The organism is Bacillus cereus group sp. MYBK95-2, from assembly GCF_051915225.1.
In the GTDB taxonomy this organism is placed as follows: domain Bacteria; phylum Bacillota; class Bacilli; order Bacillales; family Bacillaceae_G; genus Bacillus_A; species Bacillus_A cereus.
Map to the genome: position 1 here is coordinate 65052 of NZ_JBQAEH010000012.1, position 21038 is coordinate 86089.

Below are 21038 nucleotides of genomic sequence, written 5' to 3' on the forward strand. Positions count from 1 at the left end.
AACAAATGAAAAACGAAAGAATCGAGAAGTTACAAGAAAGCTGGGAATTAGATGAGCGTTGGAAAGGGATCACACGTCCATATTCGGCAGAAGATGTAATTCGCCTGCGCGGGTCGATTGATATTGAACATACGTTAGCGCGTCGCGGTGCTGAGAAGCTTTGGACATCGCTTCATACAGAAGACTATATTAACGCACTTGGCGCATTAACAGGAAACCAAGCGATGCAACAAGTAAAAGCTGGGTTAAAAGCGATTTACTTAAGTGGTTGGCAAGTAGCAGCTGATGCAAACCTTTCTGGACATATGTATCCAGACCAAAGTTTATATCCAGCGAACAGCGTACCTGCTGTAGTAAAACGAATTAATCAAACGCTTCAACGTGCGGATCAAATTCAGCATATGGAAGGAAGCGATGATACAGACTATTTCGTACCGATTGTAGCAGATGCAGAAGCTGGATTTGGTGGGCAATTAAATGTATTCGAACTGATGAAAGGTATGATTGAAGCAGGTGCATCAGGTGTGCATTTTGAAGATCAATTATCTTCAGAGAAAAAATGTGGCCATTTAGGTGGAAAAGTACTACTACCAACGCAAACAGCAGTACGCAATTTAATTTCTGCACGCCTTGCAGCAGATGTAATGGGAGTGCCGACAATTATCGTTGCAAGAACAGATGCGGATGCAGCTGATTTAATTACGAGCGATATCGATCCTGTTGATAAAGCATTTATTACAGGAGAAAGAACACCAGAAGGGTTTTACCGTACGAATGCAGGTCTTGATCAAGCAATTGCGCGCGGTTTAGCGTATGCACCGTACGCAGACCTCGTTTGGTGTGAAACGTCAGAACCAAATTTAGAAGATGCAAAACGATTTGCGGACGCAATTCATAAGGAGCATCCAGGGAAGCTACTTGCATATAACTGCTCACCTTCATTCAACTGGAAACAAAAACTAGATGAAAAAACAATTGCAAGCTTCCAAAAGGAAATCGCATCTTACGGTTACAAGTTCCAATTCGTAACACTTGCTGGATTCCATTCATTAAATTACGGTATGTTTGAACTAGCACGTGGCTATAAAGAGCGCGGCATGGCAGCATACTCTGAACTACAACAAGCAGAATTCGCAGCTGAAAAACATGGCTACTCTGCAACACGTCATCAACGCGAAGTAGGAACAGGTTACTTTGATGAAGTTGCACAAGTGATTACGGGCGGAACTTCATCAACGACAGCGTTAAAAGGATCTACGGAAGAAGCACAGTTTACGAAATAAAAGGAAGGGGCACCTTTTTGAAGGGTGCCCCTTGTTATTTTCTAAACGATTCGAAAAGAGAGAGTGAGTTGTCGGCAAAAAACGATACTTCCTTTTCTTTATTACTAAATCAAATCAACTCCACTCAGCCTTATGATCACGAATAAACTTTATATCTTTCTCATAATGCTCTAGATGTCCTTCATCAATCATTCTTTGGAAATTCAAGTCGCCTTCTTGCGCTTTTCGTTTCATATATGTACATAATCCTTCTAATCGAAGCAACACCATTCCTAAGTAATCTTCATTCATATTTTTATCATAGGACTGAACGAACAAATTTATTCTCTCTTTAATACGATCTGCATGTTGCGATGAGTCATAATGAACAGCTTCACCGGATTCTGTATAATACACTCTACTTAAAGGCACACAAGTATAAAGTGTATAAGCGATATCCCATAGTCTTGGACCAGGAGCAGCAACATCGAAATCAATAATCCCTACTGGCTTCTCATTATTAAAAATAATGTTATATATGGCAAAATCATTGTGACATAAAACCTCAATGTTATTTGGAGTGTGATCCATCGGTTTCCAATCATCTAATAACGGAAAATCACTTACAGCATCATGGTAAAGGCGAAGTATCTTTGCGATTTCTTTTAATACATCATTAGATCGCATATATTCTTTTAAAGGATAATTGCCAGCTTCTCCTTCAATAAAGGATAAAATCTCTCTATCCTTTTCATCTACACCTAAAAACTTTGGAGCATAATGGAATTCTTTATTTTCTAAATGTTGCAATAACTTATGAATCTTTTCACTATTTGACTTTAACTCTCGCCGAACAGTATTTTCAGAACGATATACGCTTGAGACGTTTCCCCCTGTTAGCCTTTCTTCTTTAGCGTAGTTTGACATGTGAAAATTCCCCCTGTGATTAAAAAATCCAATTCCAAATAGTAAATAGACCAACAACGGCAGAAAAGAGAAGGGAAGCAAGCAATGCTAGACAGCAAAAAGGAACTAGCTTATCTTGCCATGTTTCTTTATACTCATAAATTAACTCCTCTGCTACTTTCTTCTGCACTGAAGATAAAGGTTGATCTTTATACAAACCTTTTATATGGTTAGAATCGCCTTTAAACTTTAAAGCACGTGCAATATGATGAGGACTATTTCCCATTGATTTTTCAAATAATAAACATGATTCATGCATAATGTCTGTTTTATCCCGCATTAACGGGCAGTAAGACCCCCACCTCAAAATTTAGCGAAAGCGAAGAAGTTAGGTGAGGGATCAACTGCCCGGAAAAGCCCGATTGGTTCAACTAATAATCAGTGGGGAATAAACAAAACCCCCACTGATTAAAGTTTCACTTTATGCTCCTTTAGATACCAGTAACGTCCAGCCATTTCTGGATATTGTAATGTATAATAAATATCTCCGAGTTTTTTTCGAAGATGTAATTCATTTGGGTATGTAAAGATGAGGCCATGCAATCTATCTCTTGCTTTTCCAAGATTATTATTTTCAATATCCTCTTCAATTCTTTTTAATGTTTTTCTAGGAATTTTATTGGTCATAAACTCCTCCTTATTTAGAATAGAGATAATTATATTTTATAAGAAATACTAAAAATTAGAAATTCTATTTTCGAAAAAGATTGTACATTTTATTTTAATGTGCTATGATGATGTCAGTTGAATAGTTAAATTAAGCAATCCATATGTTATCAAGTGCTGAAAACGAACGAGAAAAAGTATGTGAGAACTAGTTTATGTTTCGTATTTGATAATGTGTGGATTCTTTTTTTAGACAGGAAGACTAAAAAATTAAAAATTTGTATTTTCTTAGGAGGAAATAATCATGGCAGTAACAGGACAAGTAAAATGGTTTAACAACGAAAAAGGCTTCGGTTTCATCGAAGTTCCAGGCGAAAACGATGTATTCGTACACTTCTCTGCAATCGAAACTGAAGGTTTCAAATCTCTAGAAGAAGGCCAAAAAGTTAGCTTCGAAATCGAAGAAGGTAACCGTGGACCTCAAGCTAAAAACGTAATCAAACTATAATTTTATAGTTGATGATGGAAAAAAGGATGGCTAATGCCATCCTTTTTTTAGGTTGTGGAGAAAGTTTTCCCAGAGCTTGTTTTTATATCTAAATCTCTTTTTCTATGTTATAACTGGTGAAAAATTATCTGGAATGCGTATTAGTTTCTGTAGAAGAATTAGTTCAGCAAGAGCATTTGCTGCGTATGATAGTAAATAACTATAAATTTGTATTCTCTATTGAAATAGGGGAATCTTTTCCAGATAGACCTTGAGTAACATCTTTTTTGTTAGCATTGTTGTTGGAATTTTGTACGTTTTGAGATGATGTTTCTAACAGTTGTTCTTGTTCCTTACTAGGGGTATTCAGAGCATCTGAGGGGATGCTATTAACCTGCTGGCTTAATAGATTTTCTTTGTCCATAGTATACAGCTCCTTTTTGGAATTCGATAAAAAGCAATGTAATTATAAATAGCTACTTGTATATATTGTGTTTTTGAATGACATTATATACAAAACTTATATTACAAAGTTAACTAATTAACGAATTGTTAGTGATGGATAAAGATGTACAAATTTGAAGTGTTTAATAAAAATTAAAAGCGGGTAACAAGTAATACTCTTTCTCATGTTTTATATAAGGATCATATTACAAATCAAAAAAGATGTAGAGAACCTTGGGAGAAAATATAGTTGTTTTTTTAGGGAGAAGAATAAATAAAATGATGCTACAAATGTAAAAAGGCAATCCATAAAGGAAGGCCTTTTATTGTTCTTGCTCTAATTTTTTCTTCTCACGTTTTTTACATTCTGGACATCTTGATTTACGAAACGGTTTAGCAAAGAATAGCAGAATGAAAAATAAACCAAATATAATACTAGCTGAGTTTTTCACGATAATGACGCTACTATTTTTCATTTGAATCGATGGTTGGATCTCTTTTTCCTCCATAGTGGCCCTCCATATATTGGATTTACATTTTAATTATAGCAAAGTTAATTGTTTTCATGATGTGAAAATAGGAAGGGATAATAAATATTTATAGGTAGTATAAATGCTGTTTTTATAACTTTAAAATTAAAACATTACTATATCGTGATTTTTTTATTTAACAAATGTTTGATAAATGATAAAAAATTGTAAAAAAGCGGAACTTGTAAGCTATTTCCTTTTCATAGATGCTAAAATTATATATGCAGCTGCTAATATAAATGGAAAAAAGGAGATAATGGAGTATGGAAAGTAAAGTGGAACGCTATGTCGAAAATTATGTTGTAACGAAAAATACGATGGCCTTACTTCCTGTTATTCTAAGTGAAAAGAAAATTGTTACGCGAGTCGTTGAAATGAATGATTCTTTTTTCGTATTTCAAAAACCTCTAGATATTATAGAAAGAAGTTGCCGCAAGCATGGCTCTAGTTTCTTAGGCAGAAAAGAAGGAACGAAAGAGTTAACTCATATTACACATAAAGCACCGATTGCGATTAGTCCAGCAGATCAACTTTATTTTTTCCCTACCTATTCTTACTCTAGAAAAGAGTGTGCTTGGTTGTCTCATTTTTATATTGAAAGTAATAAAGAATTAAAAGATGGAAATCTTATTATTAGATTTATAAATGGCTTTGCTGTGAAATTAGAGATATCAAAAACTAGTTTTGAAAATCAACAAAATCGTACAGCGAAATTACGTACTGAATATGAAGATCGTAGGAAAAAACAAGGGAATCCTTGTTTTAAAGAGGTTGATAAAAAAGAGGAATCAACATTAAGACCCGCTTATGAGAGTGTGTATTTTGTGAAGGAAGGCGAAGTGTGAAAGGATGGGGGAATCCCCATTCTTTTTTGTTTATCCTGTTATTTGTGGGCAGTAAGACCCCTGCCTCAAAATTCAGCGAAAGCAAAGAAGTTAAGCGGGGGATCAACAAAATCCCCACTGATTAAAGTTTCACTTTATCAGTCTTTGTAGGTAAGGCGATATATTAGAAAAACCGAGTTGTAATTGTTATATTTAGAAAATCACCATTGTAATTTCATTTACCGAAAAAATCAAAAAAACAATCTAAATAACAAAACGAATGACACGTCCTGTCGAATATTGATAGATTATCATAGCTAAATAATGAAGGAATTCTTATGAAAGATATGGAAACTTTAATAAATACATCTCCATATGTCGTATCTACCATTTCCTCTTTCATATAAGCAATGATACAGTAGGGATAGTATTTAGAGTAAAGGGGTAAAGTGTAGAATGGATTTTCAGACAATCAAAGAGTATTTTTCACCAGAAAATATGGATCATATTGTTGAGAGTTATAAAGCGTTCGGACCACTTCTTGGTATTGGTTTACCGATGATAGAGGCGTTGATTCCAGCATTACCGCTTATCGTATTTGTACTGGCGAATGCTGTTGCATTTGGCTTTTGGCTCGGTTTTCTTTATTCATGGCTTGGATCAGTAATGGGTGCATTACTTGTCTTTTTCATCATCCGCCATTTTGGTCGCAGTCGTTTCTTTTCGTTTGTAAATAAGCATGAGAGAGTACGAAAAGCAATGGGGTGGATTGAAAGGAAAGGATTCGCACCGATTTTTGTTATATTTTGTTTTCCGTTTACACCGTCAGCGCTCATAAATGTTGTCGCTGGTTTATCCCGAATTAGTGTAAAACAGTTTGGTCTAGCGTTAGCATTCGGAAAACTTGTGATGATTTTTATTTTAACGTATATCGGTCATGATTTAATGTCATTTATTCATAATCCGGTGAAATCAGTTATTGTAGCGATTGGTATTTTTATTTTATGGTATGTCGGTAAGAAAATCGAAGTAAAGTTAGAACTACATTAAGAATAGTCTTCTTTGTAAAGGAAAGCTTCAGTATTAAAGGATAAGGGGAGAAGCAGATGAAGAAAACTTTGAAAAAAGAAGGCATGGAGTGGATACGAACAATTTTAATTGGTGTATTATTAGCTGTATTTTTTCGAACGTTTTTCTTTTCAACGTATGTTGTAGAGGGGAAGTCAATGATGCCGACATTGCAAGATGGCAATATGCTAGTTGTAAATAAGGTGAGTTATCAAGTTGGGGACTTGAACAGATTTGACGTTGTGGTATTTCATGCGAATAAAAAAGAGGACTATGTAAAGCGGATTATCGGTTTACCTGGAGATCATATTGAATATAAGCAGGATAAGTTATATATAAACGGTCAATTTATTGATGAGCCGTATTTAGAGAAGTATAAGAAAGAGATAAACGGAAGGCAACTAACAGGCGACTTTACATTAGAAGAGTTAACGAAAGAAAAACTGGTGCCACCTGGGTTTATTTTTGTAGTAGGTGATAACCGGCTCGGGAGCTGGGATAGTAGACACTTTGGCTTTGTAAAAGCTGATACAGTCGTCGGTAAAGTTGATTTGCGATATTGGCCAATTCAAGAGGTGCAAACGAATTTTTCAAAAGGTTGATATAATAGATAGAAGTATAGAAAAAGGCAAACAACTCAGTTTGTCTTTTTTCGTGTCCTATAATACAATTATAGTAGCAAACTAACGTTCGTTATGTAAGTGAAAGGTGGGGTTACATGTCACTTCGATTTGTGATTGGTAGAGCGGGAAGTGGAAAAAGTACACTTTGTTTACGCGAAGTGCAAGAAGAGTTAAAACAACGCCCGAGAGGGAAAACAATATTATATCTTGTGCCAGAACAGATGACATTCCAGACGCAGCAGGCGTTAATTGGAAGTGAGGATGTAAGAGGTTCTATTCGGGCACAAGTTTTTAGTTTTTCACGATTAGCGTGGAAGGTACTGCAAGAAGTTGGCGGAGCGAGTCGTCTTCATATTGATGAAGCTGGTGTACATATGTTACTCCGTAAAATTGTAGAGTCTCGTAAAGATGGATTATCGGTGTTCCAAAAAGCAGCGGAGCAAAACGGTTTCTTTGAACATCTTGGTAGTATGATTGCAGAGTTTAAACGTTACAATGTAACGCCATCTAACGTATATGAAATGTGGCAACAATTAGATGCGCATAGTAGCAGTGCCGAACAAAAGTTACTAGCGAATAAAGTGTATGATTTACAGCTGTTATACGATGATTTTGAACGTGCTTTAATTGGAAAATATTTAGATTCAGAAGACTACCTGCAATTGCTAGTGGAAAAGCTTCCGCAGTCTGAATATGTAAATGGTGCGGAAATTTATATAGATGGATTTCATTCATTCTCCCCGCAAGAGTTAGAGATTGTAAGACAGCTTATGATTTGCGGAGCGAAAGTTACGATCACGTTAACGATAGATGAAAAAACGTTAGCACAGCCAGTAAATGAACTCGATTTATTTTATGAAACGACGTTAACGTATGAAAAAATAAAACAAGTAGCGCGTGAAGAGAAAATAGAAATTGAAAAAACAATTCCACTTATGGAACAGCCGCGTTTTCATTCTCCGGCATTAGCGCATTTAGAAGCTCATTATGAAGCGCGTCCGAATGAAAAATTTAACGGTGAAGCGAGTGTAACGATTAGTACAGCTGCGAATTTACGAGCGGAGGTAGAAGGTGTTGCTCGTGAAATTCGTAAACTTGTTGCGGATGAAAAATATCGTTACCGAGATATTGCAGTGCTTCTTCGTAATGGGGAAAGTTATTACGATGTGATGCGAACGTTATTTACAGATTACAATATCCCGCACTTCATCGATGAAAAGCGCCCAATGTCACATCACCCATTGGTAGAATGTATTCGTTCTGCACTCGAGATTATTAGTGGGAATTGGCGTTATGATGCGGTGTTCCGTTGCGTGAAAACAGAGCTTTTATATCCATTAGACGTAAGAAAAGAAGCGATGCGTGAAGAAATGGATGAATTTGAAAATTACTGTTTAGCGTACGGTGTACAAGGAAAGAGATGGACTGCTGAAGATCCATGGATGTATCGCCGTTATCGTTCTCTTGATGATACGAACGGGATGATTACAGACAGTGAACGTGAAATGGAAGAGAAAATAAATAGGCTACGTGACGTTGTAAGAACACCTGTTATTCGCATGCAAAAAAGGTTAAAGCGTGCAGGAACAGTTATGCAAATGTGTGAAGCAGTTTACTTGTTTTTAGAAGAACTGGATGTTCCGAAAAAACTAGAAGAATTACGTATACGTGCAGAAGAAAGTGGAGATTTCTTATTTGCGACAGATCATGAACAAGTATGGGAAGAAGTAATGAGCCTTCTTGATACATTTGTAGAGATGCTTGGGGAAGAGAAAATGTCTCTTTCTATGTTTACTGACGTTATGTCGACTGGTCTTGAGGCACTTCAATTTGCTAACATTCCGCCGTCATTAGACCAAGTGTTAATTGCTAATATTGATCACTCCAGATTATCTGATGTGAGAGCAACGTTTATTATAGGTGTAAATGAGGGTGTCATTCCAGCAGCACCTATGGATGAAGGTATGCTTTCTGATGAGGAAAGAGAAGTTCTTGGTGCGGCAGGGATTGAATTAGCGCCAACGACGAGACAAACTTTGTTAGAAGAACAGTTCGTTATGTATCAAATGGTAACGAGAGCATCTGAGAAGTTATACATTTCATGCCCGCTTGCAGATGAAGAAGGAAAGACGTTACTTGCGTCTAGCTTTATTAAGAAAATAAAAAGAATGTTCCCTAATGTGAAAGATTCATTTATTACGACTGACGTAAATGATTTATCACGTTCAGAACAAATTTCATATGTAGCAACGCCAGAAGTAACGTTATCTTACGTTATGCAGCAACTACAAACGTGGAAGCGATACGGATTTGAAGGGAATTTAGACTTTTGGTGGGACGTATATAATTTCTACGTAACTTCAGATGAATGGAAACAAAAAAGTAGCCGCGTCTTATCAAGTTTATTCTATCGAAATCGTGCGAAGAAATTAAGTACAGCAGTAAGTAGAGATTTATACGGAGATATAATTAAAGGAAGCGTCTCTCGTATGGAACTATTTAACCGTTGTGCATACGCTCATTTTGCGCAGCACGGTTTATCGCTTAGAGAGCGTGATATTTTCAAGCTTGATGCGCCGGACATCGGCGAATTATTCCATGCGGCATTAAAGAAAATTGCGGACAAGTTATTGCGTGAAAACCGTACTTGGGCGGATTTATCCATAAAAGAGTGTGAGCATCTTTCTGTTTTAGTAATAGAAGAAATCGCACCGTTATTACAACGACAAATTTTATTAAGTTCAAACCGTCATTTCTATTTAAAACAAAAACTACAACAAATCATTTTCCGTACGTCAATCATTCTTCGTGAACATGCGAAGTCAAGCGGATTCGTACCAGTTGATTTAGAAGTGCCGTTCGGTATGGGTGGTACAGGATCACTTCCGCCGATGGAATTCTCATTACCAAATGGTGTGAAGATGGAAGTAGTCGGCCGTATTGACCGTGTTGATAAGGCAGAAGATGAAAACGGGACGTTCTTACGTATTATTGATTATAAATCAAGTTCAAAAGCGTTAGATTTAACGGAAGTGTATTACGGATTAGCACTTCAAATGTTAACGTATTTAGATGTTGTTACTTCAAATGCGCAGACATGGATGAAAAAAGGCCATGCAGCATTACCTGCTGGTGTATTGTATTTCCATATTCATAATCCAATCGTTGAGATGAAGGGTGACGCAACGGAAGCAGAAATTGAAAAAGAAATTTTGAAGAAATTTAAAATGAAAGGACTCGTACTAGGAGATGCTGACGTTGTTCGTTTAATGGATAACAAACTTTCAACCGGAAGCTCAGATATTATTTCTGCTGGTCTGAAAAAAGACGGTAGCTTTAGTGCGCGTTCAAGTATTGCAAGTGAGCAAGAGTTTAACGTACTTCAAAAATACGTACACCATACGTTTGAAAACATCGGGAAAGACATTACAGAAGGTGTTATCGATATTGCTCCTTATAAAATGGGGAATAAAGCGGCATGTACGTTCTGTAACTTCAAATCTGTTTGTCAGTTTGATGAGTCACTGGAAGATAATCAGTTCCGATCGTTAAAAGATATGAAAGATAGCGAAGCGATGGAGAAAATAAGAGAGGAGGTTGGCGGAGAATGATAGAAAATTGGCCTAAAAAACCAGAAGGTAGTCAATGGACAGATGACCAGTGGAAAGCTGTTGTAGCGAACGGACGTGATATTTTAGTTGCTGCTGCAGCTGGATCAGGTAAAACAGCAGTATTAGTTGAACGTATTATTAAAAAGATTATTAATGAAGAGAATCCAGTCGATGTCGACCGCCTGCTCGTTGTAACATTTACGAATGCAGCAGCGCAAGAGATGAAAAACCGAATCGGGGAAGCGTTAGAAAAGGTATTAATTGATGAACCAGGTTCTCAACACGTAAGAAAGCAGCTGAGCCTATTAAATAAAGCTTCCATTTCAACAATTCACTCATTCTGTTTACAAGTAATTAGAGGATATTACTACATGCTTGATGTTGATCCTCGTTTCCGTATTGCGAATCAAACAGAAAATGAATTGTTAAAAGAAGAAGTGCTAGATGACATATTAGAAGAAGAGTACGGAATCGAAGATAATACAATCTTCTTTGAACTTGTTGATCGTTATACGAGTGACCGTAGTGATGATGACTTGCAACGTATGATTTTAGCGCTTCATACAGAGTCAAGAGCGCATCCAAATCCGGAAAAATGGCTTGATAAATTAGTAGAAGCATATGACGTAGAAGGAAAGACAATTGAAGATTTAGTATATGCTTCTTATTTATTAGAAGATGTGAAATTCCAGCTTGAAACAGCGGAACAGCATATTCGTAAGGCAACTGAACTCGCAATGCTTCCTGACGGTCCAGCGCCTCGCATTGAAACCCTGCAAGCAGATGTAGCATTACTTGGAACGCTATCATCAGCTGCTCGTGAGTCGTGGACAAGTGTGTATGAAGCGATGCAAAACGTATCGTGGCAAACGTTAAAGCGTATTAAGAAAAGTGATTACAATGAAGATGTTGTAAAACAAGTAGACTCTCTTCGTAATAAAGCGAAAGATGAAGTGAAGAAATTACAAGAAGAGTTATTTAGCCGCAAACCTGAAAGTTTCTTACGAGATTTTCAAGATATGCACCCAGTATTAGAAAAGCTTGTTCAACTTGTAAAAGTATTTACAGAGCGTTTCCAAGCGATGAAGCGAGATAAAGGAATGGTCGATTTCACAGATTTAGAGCATTTCTGTTTACAAATTTTAAGTGAACAAAGTGAAAATGGTGAAATGAATCCGTCAGCAGTGGCGCTCCAATATCGTAATAAATTTGCTGAAGTATTAGTCGATGAATATCAAGACACGAACTTTGTACAGGAATCCATTATTAAATTCGTAACGAAAGATTCTGAGAGTGAAGGAAACTTGTTCATGGTTGGTGACGTAAAGCAGTCGATTTATCGTTTCCGACTAGCCGAGCCAGGACTATTCCTAGGAAAATATAAACGCTTCACACAAGAAGGATTGGGCGGCGGAATGAAGATTGACTTAGCGAAAAACTTCCGTAGTCGTCATGAAGTACTAGCAGGTACGAACTTTATTTTTAAACAAATTATGTGCGAAGAAGTTGGGGAAATTGACTACGATGCTGACGCTGAACTAAAGCTAGGTGCTACCTATCCAGAAGGTGAAGATGTAGCAGCAGAATTATTATGTATTCAGCAAACGGAAGAAGAAGTAATAGACGGTGAAGAAGGTGCAGAAGTCGAAAAAGCACAGCTTGAAGCTCGCCTTATGGCGCAGCGCATTAAAGCGATGGTTGATTCCGGTTATGAAGTGTATGACCGTAAAAATGATAGTATGCGTCCGGTGCAATATCGCGATTTCGTTATTTTACTTCGCTCCATGCCGTGGGCCCCGCAAATTATGGAAGAGTTAAAATTACAAGGAATTCCAGTATACGCTGACCTCGCGACTGGTTATTTTGAAGCGACGGAAGTAAATATTATGATGAACGTATTCCGCGTTATTGATAATCCGATGCAAGATATTCCGCTTGCCGCTGTACTTCGTTCCCCAATCGTTGGATTGAGCGATGAAGAACTTGCAACGCTTCGTGCTCATGGAAAGAAAGGCTCGTTTTATGAAGTAATGAGCTCATTCTTAAAAGGGGCACCGCTTGAAGAGGAGCAAGAACTTCATGATAAATTAGAGTGGTTTTATAACTTATTGCAAGGATGGCGTGAATTCGCCCGTCAACAATCACTTTCTGATTTAATTTGGAAAGTGTACGGTGAGACAGGTTATTACGACTTCGTTGGCGGTTTACCAGCTGGAAAGCAAAGGCAGGCAAACTTACGCGTACTATATGACCGCGCAAGACAATATGAAGCAACATCATTTAGAGGATTATTCCGCTTCTTACGTTTTATTGAACGTATTTTAGAACGCGGTGATGATATGGGTACGGCGAGAGCCCTAGGTGAACAAGAAGACGTTGTTCGCATTATGACGATTCATAAAAGTAAAGGGCTAGAGTTCCCGGTCGTATTTGTAGCTGGACTCGGTCGTCGTTTTAATACACAAGACTTAATGAAGCGTTTCTTACTGCATAAAGATTTCGGTTTCGGTTCGCAATTTATCGATCCGCGTAAACGAATTAAATATACAACATTATCACAGCTTGCGATTAAGCGTAAAATGAAAATGGAATTAATTGCGGAAGAAATGCGCGTACTATACGTAGCATTGACGCGTGCGAAAGAGAAGTTAATTTTAATCGGAACAGTTAAGGATGCAAATAAGGAAATGGAAAAATGGCTTGATGCGAGGGAACATAGTGAATGGTTATTACCAGATCACATACGTGCCGGAGCGTCTTGTTATTTAGACTGGATTGCACCTTCATTATATAGACACCGTGATAGTGAAATGCTTCTTGAATTAGGACAAGGAAGTATTCCAGATGAAATTTACGGATATGACACTAGCTGGAAAGTAGAAGTTGTGGACGGTAACACACTACTTGCACCAGAGCCAGTTCAAGAAGAGAAACAAGAATTGTTAGAAGCGCTTCGTGAGAAAAAGGCTGTTCCCCTGCAAAGTGAACGGAAAGAAGAAGTGTACGACAGATTAATGTGGAAGTACGGATATGAGGATGCGACATCTCATCGTGCGAAGCAATCTGTTACAGAAATAAAGAGAAATTATCAATCTGAAGAAGGTAGCGATAACGCCTTTATTAAAAAACTACGTGCACCAATTAAAACACGCCCGCGCTTTATGGAGAAAAAAGGGTTAACGTACGCAGAGCGCGGAACAGCAGTCCATGCCGTTATGCAGCATGTTGATTTAAAGAAGCCGATTACGGTTGAAGTTCTTCAAGAGCAAATTGCTGGAATGGTAAATAAGGAATTATTAACATTCGAGCAGGCGGAAGAAATAGCGATTGAAAAAGTAATTTCATTCTTTGACAGTGACTTAGGTAAAAGGGTATTAGCGGCGAAAAGTGTTGAGCGTGAAGTACCATTTACGATGATGCTTGCAGCAGAAGAAGCATATCAAGATTGGCAAGGGAAGAGTGAAGAAACGATTCTTGTCCAAGGGGTTATCGACTGCATGATTGAAGAGGAAGATGGCATTACGTTAATCGACTTCAAAACAGATACGATTGAAGGGAAATTCCCAGGCGGATTCGAACAAGCGAAACCAATTTTAGAAGATCGATATAAAGTGCAGCTTTCGTTATATGCAAAAGCACTGGAGAAAAGCTTACAACATCCTGTAAAAGAGAAATGTTTATACTTCTTTGATGGGAATCACGTTGTAAATATTGAAGAATAGAGGGGCTTGAAAATGGTAACGGAAAAAACGTTAAGAACTTGTGAACAGGGACACGAGTACTATAAAAGTAGCGATTGTCCAACTTGCCCAGTCTGTGAGAAAGAGAGAAAACCAAAAGAAGGTTTTCTCTCTCTTCTTTCAGCGCCAGCAAGAAGGGCATTAGAGCACCGTGGAATTCAAACTGTAGAAGAACTCTCAAAATATAGTGAAAAAGAAATTTTAAAACTGCATGGTATGGGACCTGCGTCTTTGCCGAAGCTTAGGAAGGCTTTGGAGGAGAGTGGGTTATCATTTAAATAAAATGAAATAGTGCCTCTTCACTACTTACGTGTTTATACCACTATTTGTGGACAGTGAAGCTCTTGCTTATTAAAATTTCATTTTAATAATTTTGAATTACATAAAAGAAAAAAGTAGGAGAATATCTCCTACTTTTTTTACGCTGTTCCAATCTGATCTTGATCTGCCACATCAGAATCAAATGTATTCGTTGCACTAACACCGTTAAACGTATTCACGACAAACCCAACATTGGAAGCTCCAGATCCGTTATAGGCTTTCGTGTTTTCTTTCGGAGATACGTTATAAAAATCTCCTAAGTTGAAAGAGCCGTTACTGTTTTGCACGACGAGATTTCCTACAACTGAAGGCATACCATCCACCTACTTTACTAAGCTTTTTAATTACTATATGAATTATTGTGCGGAAGGTTCATCCGTAATATATTGGCGGATTTGTATAATACGAGAGTTATTAAAACCATAATCAACATTTCCAATTTGAAAGCAACCAGAATTTAAAAGTGTCCGCAATTCAACGTTATTCACTTCAATAAAAGGGCATTCATTTACAATATTTAATTTTACATCTGTCGTTCGTTTTGGAATTGTAATGTGTTCATCTGTAAAGATTTCAAAAGCATCAAAGCGACCTTCTCCCCGTATATAAAAAGGAATTTCACGGTGGACGGCAATAGCTCTACTTTTTAATTCCATTTGGTTTGCATCTCCAACTTGAAATACAGCAGCAATCCCTAAAGAAATAATAGAAACATTTTGGACAATAGACACATGATGCAACATAATTTCTCAGTCTCCTTAACCTGGAGTAGGAGGGACATCTGTTACTAATGGTACAAATGGACCCTCTGTAACTGTTTCAAATGGTGTATCGAGAATAGAAGATAGAATGAGGAGATTTGCATCTCCAATTAAAAAGAGTGCGGACGACGATACACCGTTCATTTTAATCTGTCCGACTTTTAACTCACGGTTTACAACGTTAAGGTTCATACATACTTACTCCTTTCGGAAATTTCCCGGTATGTGCTGAATAAAGGAGAGAAAGGCTTTGTCAATATCTTGTTTCATTGCCTGAATAATGATATCTCGTAAATAATCTGGATCTGTTGAAATACCTTCATATGATTGCGCTTGTGATAAATAATAAGGGAGTCGATGCTCCATCTGTTTTTTTATGTCATCCACCATCATTTGTCGATACATTTCATCAAGCGGTGTTCGCTCTTCTTGTTCAAAATGGAGAATACGATTATATGCTTCTTCATCTAAGTATCGATGCATTTCTTGGAGGATACCTTGATAAAAGTCTGGGTTTGTTTCAGTTTCAGGGTTTACCTTCAATGTTTCTGTATCCACTTGAAAATCTTCAATTTGTTGTCCTTTTGCTGAAAATGGGTTTAAACCAATATTTAAAGTACCATTTAAATTTTCGACTTTTAATTGATCGAATTTGTATTCCACTTTTCCTACAGAAGAGGAGGGGCGATTTTTTAATTCGTTAAGCTCTTCTTGGAGTTGGCGCACTTGATCTTCTAAATTCAAGATGGCTGCTTGTTGTGTTTGAAGAGCTTGTTGAAGTTGGTGTAAGTAAGTATATATATCTTGATTCATTTGTGAAACCTCCTTTTCAATAGGGAGGGTAAAAATATTCCTGCTATATATTTATGACAAGGATGTCTTAAGAAGAACTAGTTGATGGTTTGATAGAAATAATTTGTCCTTTCGCCTGTAATGGGCGAAGCGGCTCCGTAAATCCGCCCGTATTTGAAAATTTAGATAGGGCTTTAATACTTCCGGCAGTACCAATTTGGAACACAGAAGAGGTTGTAATGCTATCAATTTTAATACTGTTGATGATGATACTTTGGTTTACATAAAAATTCAATGCAATTGCCTCCTTTAAGTTGAGCCAATTATCGCTTGATCGATTACATCTGAATCGTTGACAGTCGTTGCACTTTGATAATTGTAGACAGAAACATTATCTCCAACGTTGAAAGAGCCGGCCCCGGCGAAAGCACGTGAGTAACTAATAGGCCTAATCGCAAATACATCTCCAATATGAAAAATACCACTTGATCCAATATTGACGATACGAATATGTCCGACCATAGCTGGCATACAAAACACCCTTCGTTTTTAAAATTTTCTTTTCTACTATTGTATGGGCGTTTCCAATAAAATGTGTATTTTTTTGAAATAAAAGAAACACACGCATTATTGCGTGTGTGTTTTGAACGTTTGATTAGGGTGTAAATCCGTATGTACATGACAAATTACATTTAAGAGCCTGTCCAGTTCTTGGCTACAATCCACTGTTTTTTGAGAAGTCATTCCATAGCGTTCAGCAAAATAAATCATTTTTTCACGTTTTTTTTCAATCGCTTGCTCAAACATTGAAATCGGCTCCATCTCTAAATGAAATTTTTAGTATATATGTAGTACATATTATACAAAAACTTCATAAAAAAGAAATGCATTCGCTAAAAAAAGTAAAATTTCTACATTTTATGCCAAATGATAAAGGGGTAACGAATAGGGGATGAGAAGAATATTGTAAAAATTAGCGTGCATGAGAAGGTTTTTTTCTTGCGGATGCGAATACAATTAAAGGGTATGAGTTTTAGGATGGAGAGTGGAAATATTGCGTTTTGTAACGGCGAAGAAAGAAGAAAAGGTATTTGTAGGTATTGTAGATGAAGAAGAAGAAAAGGTATTACACTTAAGAGAAGCGCAAAGACAAAAAGGGGAAAAGGTTACAATCCCTATTACAATGTTAGAGTGTATTGAAAGAGGGACTGAATGCTTTGAGAAAGTATGTGAAATTGTAAATTGGGCAAAAGAGAACGGGGAAGCGGCGTATTATCCGTTAACAGAGGTGAAAATATTAGCGCCGATTCCAAGGCCAAGAAAGAATATTTTGTGCGTTGGAAAAAACTATCGTGAGCATGCGGTAGAAATGGGCGGAGTAGAGTCTATTCCAGAAAATATAATGATCTTTACGAAAGCGCCAACAACAGTTATTGGCATAAATGAGCAAATTAATGGTCACCCTCATGCAACGGACGAACTAGATTATGAAGGAGAATTAGCTATCATTATTGGTAAGCGAGGGAAGCAAATAAAAAAAGAAAAAGCGCTTGAGCATGTTTTTGGTTATACGATTATCAATGATGTAACAGCTCGAGACATTCAAAGAAAACATAAACAGTTTTTCCTTGGGAAAAGCTTCGATACATTTTGTCCGATGGGACCGTATTTAATTCATAAATCGGTGGTTAATGCGCCGAATGCATTACACATTGAAACGGTAGTAAATGGAGAAGTAAGGCAAACTTCTAACACAAATAAAATGATTTTTTCAATAGAAGAAATTATTTCAACGATAAGTAAAGGAATGACTTTAGAACCAGGTGATATTATCGCAACAGGAACGCCGGCTGGTGTCGGAAAAGGTTTTACACCACCGAAGTTTTTACATGCTGGTGATGAAGTGGTCATTACAGTAGAAGGAATTGGTACTTTACGAAATGTAGTGAAATAAAGAAAAGAGCTATCTTGTTAAAAGATAGCTCTTTTTTTATGGCCTTGGGTTATAGAGGTAATCGATAACGGCAAAAGTGTAAAGACCAATGAATGCAAGTGTACAAATGCCAAATAGTATAACCGTAAGTGCGCTTTTTTCTCGTCCAAAACCAATGATAGTAAGAATAACAGCAGTCCAAAATGATGCTTTCAGTAGTGTGAGTGTAGTAGGAGTTGAGTAATGAAGCCATGTTGTGGAAAGTAGGAAACCAAAGAATGTAACTAAAATAAAAGCTGTAGCTAAATAGTTAATATGTTTACCATATCTTAATAGCATGTCGCACCTCCTTTACGATTTTAAAATACAGAAAATTACAATTTTATCTTAATATAAATGAATATAAAAAGAAAGAGGTTGTCCCAACATGTCGGACAACCTCTCTATCATTACGATAATACAGCTTTAATTTTTTGGAATGCCCACTCTAAATCTTCTTCAGAGATTACTAGAGGTGGTGCGATACGAATTACATTTTCGTGTGTTTCTTTACATAATAGACCAGCTGCTTTTAGTTGTTCACAGTAAGGACGAGCTGGCTCGTTTAATTCGATACCGATGAATAAACCTTTACCACGAACTTCAGTGACCATTGGGTTATCAATCTCTTTTAATTGCCCAACTAATTTTTCACCTAATTGAAGAGAACGCTCTGTTAATTTTTCTTCTTCTAACACTTCAAGAGCCGCGATAGAAACAGCACATGCAAGTGGATTACCACCGAATGTAGAACCGTGAGAACCTGGTTCAAATACACCTAAAATGTCGCGGTTTGCTGCTACGCAAGAGATTGGGAACACACCGCCGCCAAGTGCTTTACCAAGTATGTACATGTCAGGAGTTACATTGTCCCAGTCACAAGCAAATACTTTACCAGTACGGCCTAAGCCAGTTTGGATTTCATCTGCTACAAATAAAACGTTTTCTTTTTTACATACTTCAAAAGCTTCTTTTAAGTAACCAGCTGGTGGGATATTAATTCCTGCTTCACCTTGAATTGGCTCTAAAATGAATGCTGCTGTGTTTGGTGTAATTGCGGCTTTTAATGCTTCTAAATCACCGTAAGGAATTACAACGATGCCAGGAAGCATTGGACCGAATCCACGCTTGTACTCTTCATTTGAAGACATAGAAACAGAACCCATTGTACGTCCGTGGAAGTTATCTTCACAAACGATGATTTCAGCACGGTTTGCTTCCACTTTCTTCACATCATAAGCCCAGCGACGAACTGTTTTAATTGCAGTTTCAACAGCTTCAGCACCTGTATTCATTGGAAGTACCATTTCTTTATTAGTTAGTTTCGCAACTTTTTCGTACCAAGGACCTAATTGATCGCTATGGAAAGCACGAGAAGTTAACGTAACACGATTAGCTTGGTCAATTAAAGCGTTAATAATTTTCGGGTGACGATGACCTTGGTTTACTGCAGAATATGCACTTAATAAGTCCATATAGCGGTTTCCTTCAGGATCTTCTACCCAAACACCTTCTGCTTTAGAAATAACGATTGGAAGTGGGTGATAGTTATTTGCTCCGTATGTGTCTGTAAGTTCGATAATATCCTTAGTTTGAATCATGATTGTTCCCCCTTTTGTTATTACAAGAAGTTTGTAAATACTCTAAATATTATAGCATTTAAATGTAAAAAAGCGAAACATTTCCTGAAAATAAATGAACATGTTATCATATAGAGTGAAAAAGTGTGAAAAGAGGAGGTAAGGGATACGATGGTACATATGCATATTACAGCATGGGCGTTAGGTTTAATTTTATTCTTCGTTGCGTATTCACTTTATTCAGCAGGAAGAAAAGGGAAAGGTGTACATATGGGGCTTCGCCTAATGTATATCATTATTATTGTGACAGGCTTCATGTTGTACATGAGTATTGTGAAGACAGCAACAGGTAGCATGCACATGTGGTATGGCTTAAAAATGTTAGCTGGTATTTTAGTTATCGGTGGAATGGAAATGGTTCTTGTGAAAATGAGCAAAAACAAACCAACAGGGGCGGTTTGGGGCTTATTTATTGTTGCGCTAGTAGCAGTATTTTACCTTGGGCTGAAATTACCGATTGGCTGGAAAGTATTCTAATAAAAAATAAAGCCACCTTATAATCTCAAAGACTTGGGAGATTATAAGGTGGTTTTTTACTTTATCCCGTAAACATCAGATTGGTGAAGGCTAATAATCAGTGGGCTACCCCACTGATTAAAGTTTCACTTTATGTCGCATCGATATGCAACTCTTCTCCATTTACTTTCGTAAAACGGAACATATTTTTATTTGACGTAGTGTGACGGACGAAATGGTGCTGCAGTGTACAGATCATTTCTTCGTTATCAAACAAAAGAATATTTACTCCTTCGCGTGACTCCTCTTGCGGTAAGAAAGATAAATAATTATGACAATACATGCAATCATATAAAGAGTAGTGAAGTGATTGCAATGATTCGGTTAATAATGTGAAGACAGAGTCAGGTAATTCCTCCAGCCATTCATTATAGCTAAGAAGTAACTTTTTTCGAATACGTATCATTTCACCATTTTGCAAATGGTGTTGCTCGTTGGCGATTTGTAATACATCTTGTTCATAGAAACGGGCTGGTAGCCAATTGTTATTATACAAAATTTCAAACCCATCTTCGGCAATATCTACTAATAAAAACGCTTCATCATTTTCATCATCAAAGAATACCCACTCATTGTTTATATATTCTACATTACCGACTGTATGAGCACGGGGCTGATTATATAAAATATGTTTACGTTGTATCATACACGATTTCTCCTTTATGAAAAGTAGTTATTCCTGTTATAGACAGTTCGTGCATTCTTTATAACTAGACACATATAGACATAGGTGGGCATACAATAAAACACGTTTTACTGAGTGAAAATGCTATTCCATATGTGGATAGTAGGTTATCGTCAAGTTTTTCATTTTTTTGATCCGCACTCTTAGGGTGGGGATTACTGCACGTTCAAGAAAAGAAATAAGATGGAAG

Annotated in this window: 23 protein-coding genes and 2 pseudogenes; 10 read left to right on the forward strand and 15 right to left on the reverse strand. The window is 37.0% G+C overall.

Annotated features, from left to right (window positions below):
- Window positions 1-5: 5 nt before the first annotated feature.
- Window positions 6-1283: an isocitrate lyase gene (gene aceA, locus ACTFN4_RS27020; RefSeq protein WP_000787346.1), complete on the forward strand. Its 1278-nt coding sequence runs from the start codon at window positions 6-8 to the stop codon at window positions 1281-1283.
- Between the two features lie 114 nt (window positions 1284-1397).
- On the opposite strand, the gene ACTFN4_RS27025 is transcribed toward aceA, so the two are convergent.
- From ACTFN4_RS27025 to ACTFN4_RS27035, 3 genes and pseudogenes are all read right to left on the reverse strand, one after another.
- Entirely contained in the window at window positions 1398-2189 is a 792-nt protein-coding gene (locus ACTFN4_RS27025) for a phosphotransferase (protein ID WP_075677598.1), read from the reverse strand.
- A gap of 19 nt (window positions 2190-2208) precedes the next feature.
- A pseudogene (locus ACTFN4_RS27030) lies at window positions 2209-2499 on the reverse strand (DUF6584 family protein); the annotation flags it as partial.
- A gap of 152 nt (window positions 2500-2651) precedes the next feature.
- Window positions 2652-2855 (reverse strand): annotated as a pseudogene (locus ACTFN4_RS27035) (DUF6584 family protein); the annotation flags it as partial.
- Between the two features lie 283 nt (window positions 2856-3138).
- Here ACTFN4_RS27035 and cspA point away from each other — a divergent pair.
- Window positions 3139-3342, forward strand: a complete 204-nt coding sequence (gene cspA, locus ACTFN4_RS27040; RefSeq protein WP_000301522.1) for an RNA chaperone/antiterminator CspA — start codon at window positions 3139-3141, stop codon at window positions 3340-3342.
- A 199-nt stretch (window positions 3343-3541) separates the two neighbouring features.
- On the opposite strand, the gene ACTFN4_RS27045 is transcribed toward cspA, so the two are convergent.
- Both ACTFN4_RS27045 and ACTFN4_RS27050 read right to left on the reverse strand, forming a co-directional pair.
- A complete protein-coding gene (locus ACTFN4_RS27045; protein ID WP_000356912.1) occupies window positions 3542-3745 on the reverse strand; it encodes a hypothetical protein in 204 nt (67 codons plus the stop codon).
- A 343-nt stretch (window positions 3746-4088) separates the two neighbouring features.
- Window positions 4089-4274, reverse strand: a complete 186-nt coding sequence (locus ACTFN4_RS27050; RefSeq protein ID WP_075677594.1) for a hypothetical protein — start codon at window positions 4272-4274, stop codon at window positions 4089-4091.
- 284 nt (window positions 4275-4558) lie between these two features.
- Between ACTFN4_RS27050 and ACTFN4_RS27055 the strand changes: the two genes are divergently transcribed.
- The 6 genes from ACTFN4_RS27055 to ACTFN4_RS27080 all read left to right on the forward strand — a co-directional run bounded on the left by ACTFN4_RS27055 (window position 4559) and on the right by ACTFN4_RS27080 (window position 14443).
- Window positions 4559-5140 (forward strand): competence protein ComK, encoded by a 582-nt coding sequence (locus ACTFN4_RS27055; RefSeq protein WP_000444443.1) that lies wholly within the window; start codon window positions 4559-4561, stop codon window positions 5138-5140.
- A gap of 435 nt (window positions 5141-5575) precedes the next feature.
- Window positions 5576-6169 carry a TVP38/TMEM64 family protein gene (locus tag ACTFN4_RS27060; RefSeq protein WP_000347517.1) on the forward strand — a complete coding sequence of 198 codons (594 nt, stop codon included), beginning with the start codon at window positions 5576-5578 and terminating at the stop codon, window positions 6167-6169.
- A gap of 56 nt (window positions 6170-6225) precedes the next feature.
- Window positions 6226-6789 (forward strand): signal peptidase I, encoded by a 564-nt coding sequence (gene lepB / locus ACTFN4_RS27065; RefSeq protein WP_000751919.1) that lies wholly within the window; start codon window positions 6226-6228, stop codon window positions 6787-6789.
- Between the two features lie 116 nt (window positions 6790-6905).
- Window positions 6906-10421 (forward strand): helicase-exonuclease AddAB subunit AddB, encoded by a 3516-nt coding sequence (gene addB / locus ACTFN4_RS27070; RefSeq protein WP_439963090.1) that lies wholly within the window; start codon window positions 6906-6908, stop codon window positions 10419-10421.
- Window positions 10418-14143: a helicase-exonuclease AddAB subunit AddA gene (gene addA / locus ACTFN4_RS27075; RefSeq protein ID WP_439963091.1), complete on the forward strand. Its 3726-nt coding sequence runs from the start codon at window positions 10418-10420 to the stop codon at window positions 14141-14143. Before addB ends, addA begins: the two co-directional genes overlap by 4 nt.
- Before the next feature lie 12 nt (window positions 14144-14155).
- The gene (locus ACTFN4_RS27080; RefSeq protein WP_000255728.1) at window positions 14156-14443 is read left to right on the forward strand and encodes an RNA polymerase alpha subunit C-terminal domain-containing protein; all 288 of its coding nucleotides are present in this window, start codon (window positions 14156-14158) and stop codon (window positions 14441-14443) included.
- Window positions 14444-14580: 137 nt separating this feature from the next.
- On the opposite strand, the gene gerPF is transcribed toward ACTFN4_RS27080, so the two are convergent.
- The 7 genes from gerPF to ACTFN4_RS27115 all read right to left on the reverse strand — a co-directional run bounded on the left by gerPF (window position 14581) and on the right by ACTFN4_RS27115 (window position 16842).
- Window positions 14581-14796, reverse strand: a complete 216-nt coding sequence (gerPF, locus tag ACTFN4_RS27085) for a spore germination protein GerPF (RefSeq protein WP_001141566.1) — start codon at window positions 14794-14796, stop codon at window positions 14581-14583.
- Window positions 14797-14838: 42 nt separating this feature from the next.
- Complete coding sequence (locus ACTFN4_RS27090; protein WP_000902319.1) at window positions 14839-15225, reverse strand: spore germination protein GerPE; 387 nt, start codon at window positions 15223-15225, stop codon at window positions 14839-14841.
- A 15-nt stretch (window positions 15226-15240) separates the two neighbouring features.
- Window positions 15241-15435: a spore germination protein GerPD gene (gene gerPD, locus ACTFN4_RS27095; protein ID WP_001052807.1), complete on the reverse strand. Its 195-nt coding sequence runs from the start codon at window positions 15433-15435 to the stop codon at window positions 15241-15243.
- A 6-nt stretch (window positions 15436-15441) separates the two neighbouring features.
- A complete protein-coding gene (gerPC, locus tag ACTFN4_RS27100) occupies window positions 15442-16056 on the reverse strand; it encodes a spore germination protein GerPC (protein WP_001070760.1) in 615 nt (204 codons plus the stop codon).
- A 67-nt stretch (window positions 16057-16123) separates the two neighbouring features.
- Window positions 16124-16330: a spore germination protein GerPB gene (gene gerPB / locus ACTFN4_RS27105; RefSeq protein WP_001012508.1), complete on the reverse strand. Its 207-nt coding sequence runs from the start codon at window positions 16328-16330 to the stop codon at window positions 16124-16126.
- Window positions 16331-16344: 14 nt separating this feature from the next.
- Window positions 16345-16566 carry a spore germination protein GerPA gene (gene gerPA, locus ACTFN4_RS27110; protein WP_001111187.1) on the reverse strand — a complete coding sequence of 74 codons (222 nt, stop codon included), beginning with the start codon at window positions 16564-16566 and terminating at the stop codon, window positions 16345-16347.
- Window positions 16567-16662: 96 nt separating this feature from the next.
- Window positions 16663-16842 (reverse strand): aspartyl-phosphate phosphatase Spo0E family protein, encoded by a 180-nt coding sequence (locus ACTFN4_RS27115; protein WP_000462841.1) that lies wholly within the window; start codon window positions 16840-16842, stop codon window positions 16663-16665.
- Window positions 16843-17089: 247 nt separating this feature from the next.
- On the opposite strand from ACTFN4_RS27115, the gene ACTFN4_RS27120 reads away from it, so the two are divergent.
- Entirely contained in the window at window positions 17090-17989 is a 900-nt protein-coding gene (locus ACTFN4_RS27120; RefSeq protein WP_001213071.1) for a fumarylacetoacetate hydrolase family protein, read from the forward strand.
- A gap of 36 nt (window positions 17990-18025) precedes the next feature.
- Here the strand turns inward: ACTFN4_RS27120 and ACTFN4_RS27125 are convergent, their stop codons facing one another.
- Together ACTFN4_RS27125 and rocD are read right to left on the reverse strand one after the other, a co-directional pair.
- Window positions 18026-18307, reverse strand: coding sequence for a hypothetical protein (locus ACTFN4_RS27125; RefSeq protein WP_000926857.1), 282 nt, complete (start codon window positions 18305-18307; stop codon window positions 18026-18028).
- Between the two features lie 110 nt (window positions 18308-18417).
- Window positions 18418-19608, reverse strand: coding sequence for an ornithine aminotransferase (rocD, locus tag ACTFN4_RS27130; RefSeq protein ID WP_439963092.1), 1191 nt, complete (start codon window positions 19606-19608; stop codon window positions 18418-18420).
- 150 nt (window positions 19609-19758) lie between these two features.
- Here rocD and ACTFN4_RS27135 point away from each other — a divergent pair, with 150 nt between their 5' ends.
- A complete protein-coding gene (locus tag ACTFN4_RS27135; RefSeq protein ID WP_000233494.1) occupies window positions 19759-20124 on the forward strand; it encodes a YisL family protein in 366 nt (121 codons plus the stop codon).
- A 130-nt stretch (window positions 20125-20254) separates the two neighbouring features.
- On the opposite strand, the gene ACTFN4_RS27140 is transcribed toward ACTFN4_RS27135, so the two are convergent.
- Complete coding sequence (locus ACTFN4_RS27140; protein ID WP_439963093.1) at window positions 20255-20809, reverse strand: DUF2777 domain-containing protein; 555 nt, start codon at window positions 20807-20809, stop codon at window positions 20255-20257.
- Window positions 20810-21038 lie beyond the last annotated feature (229 nt).

What these genes read in the sequence shown, in the direction of transcription:
- gerPC (WP_001070760.1), bottom strand. Translation starts at nt 16,056, where the DNA reads ATGAATCAAGATATATATACTTACTTACACCAACTTCAACAAGCTCTT.
- ACTFN4_RS27090 (WP_000902319.1), bottom strand. Translation starts at nt 15,225, where the DNA reads ATGTTGCATCATGTGTCTATTGTCCAAAATGTTTCTATTATTTCTTTA.
- aceA (WP_000787346.1), top strand. Translation starts at nt 6, where the DNA reads ATGAAAAACGAAAGAATCGAGAAGTTACAAGAAAGCTGGGAATTAGAT.
- addB (WP_439963090.1), top strand. Translation starts at nt 6,906, where the DNA reads ATGTCACTTCGATTTGTGATTGGTAGAGCGGGAAGTGGAAAAAGTACA.
- ACTFN4_RS27125 (WP_000926857.1), bottom strand. Translation starts at nt 18,307, where the DNA reads ATGCTATTAAGATATGGTAAACATATTAACTATTTAGCTACAGCTTTT.
- ACTFN4_RS27055 (WP_000444443.1), top strand. Translation starts at nt 4,559, where the DNA reads ATGGAAAGTAAAGTGGAACGCTATGTCGAAAATTATGTTGTAACGAAA.
- lepB (WP_000751919.1), top strand. Translation starts at nt 6,226, where the DNA reads ATGAAGAAAACTTTGAAAAAAGAAGGCATGGAGTGGATACGAACAATT.
- ACTFN4_RS27050 (WP_075677594.1), bottom strand. Translation starts at nt 4,274, where the DNA reads ATGGAGGAAAAAGAGATCCAACCATCGATTCAAATGAAAAATAGTAGC.
- ACTFN4_RS27140 (WP_439963093.1), bottom strand. Translation starts at nt 20,809, where the DNA reads ATGATACAACGTAAACATATTTTATATAATCAGCCCCGTGCTCATACA.
- ACTFN4_RS27025 (WP_075677598.1), bottom strand. Translation starts at nt 2,189, where the DNA reads ATGTCAAACTACGCTAAAGAAGAAAGGCTAACAGGGGGAAACGTCTCA.
- ACTFN4_RS27115 (WP_000462841.1), bottom strand. Translation starts at nt 16,842, where the DNA reads ATGTTTGAGCAAGCGATTGAAAAAAAACGTGAAAAAATGATTTATTTT.
- addA (WP_439963091.1), top strand. Translation starts at nt 10,418, where the DNA reads ATGATAGAAAATTGGCCTAAAAAACCAGAAGGTAGTCAATGGACAGAT.
- ACTFN4_RS27135 (WP_000233494.1), top strand. Translation starts at nt 19,759, where the DNA reads ATGGTACATATGCATATTACAGCATGGGCGTTAGGTTTAATTTTATTC.
- cspA (WP_000301522.1), top strand. Translation starts at nt 3,139, where the DNA reads ATGGCAGTAACAGGACAAGTAAAATGGTTTAACAACGAAAAAGGCTTC.
- ACTFN4_RS27045 (WP_000356912.1), bottom strand. Translation starts at nt 3,745, where the DNA reads ATGGACAAAGAAAATCTATTAAGCCAGCAGGTTAATAGCATCCCCTCA.
- gerPD (WP_001052807.1), bottom strand. Translation starts at nt 15,435, where the DNA reads ATGAACCTTAACGTTGTAAACCGTGAGTTAAAAGTCGGACAGATTAAA.
- ACTFN4_RS27080 (WP_000255728.1), top strand. Translation starts at nt 14,156, where the DNA reads ATGGTAACGGAAAAAACGTTAAGAACTTGTGAACAGGGACACGAGTAC.
- rocD (WP_439963092.1), bottom strand. Translation starts at nt 19,608, where the DNA reads ATGATTCAAACTAAGGATATTATCGAACTTACAGACACATACGGAGCA.
- gerPA (WP_001111187.1), bottom strand. Translation starts at nt 16,566, where the DNA reads ATGCCAGCTATGGTCGGACATATTCGTATCGTCAATATTGGATCAAGT.
- gerPF (WP_001141566.1), bottom strand. Translation starts at nt 14,796, where the DNA reads ATGCCTTCAGTTGTAGGAAATCTCGTCGTGCAAAACAGTAACGGCTCT.
- ACTFN4_RS27060 (WP_000347517.1), top strand. Translation starts at nt 5,576, where the DNA reads ATGGATTTTCAGACAATCAAAGAGTATTTTTCACCAGAAAATATGGAT.